General features: G+C 68.0%; 1 protein-coding gene. It reads left to right on the top strand.

Annotated elements, in window-relative coordinates; translation table 11 throughout:
* The coding region (locus EXE42_RS17910) for an SPFH domain-containing protein (protein WP_369333809.1) at positions 1–244 on the top strand (244 nt) is incomplete at both ends.

Here is a 244-nt window from a genome sequence, read left to right as displayed (position 1 = left end):
AGCAGCAGACCTCCGCCGAGCGCCGTCGCCGCGCGATGATCCTCGAAGCGCAGGGGGAACGCCGCTCCGCCGTCGAGCAGGCGGAAGGTGACAAGCAGTCAAACATCATCCGCGCGCAGGGGGAAAAGCAGTCACAGATCCTCGAAGCGCAGGGGGACGCCATCTCGACCGTCCTCCGCGCCCGCTCCGCGGAATCGATGGGCGAGCGCGCCATCATCGAGCGCGGCATGGAGACGCTCGAAGA

It is taken from the genome of Halorubrum sp. SP3, from assembly GCF_005435195.1.
GTDB lineage: Archaea > Halobacteriota > Halobacteria > Halobacteriales > Haloferacaceae > Halorubrum > Halorubrum sodomense.
The sequence above is the reverse complement of the archived record's forward strand: the minus strand, read 5'-3'. Positions and strand labels throughout refer to the sequence as shown.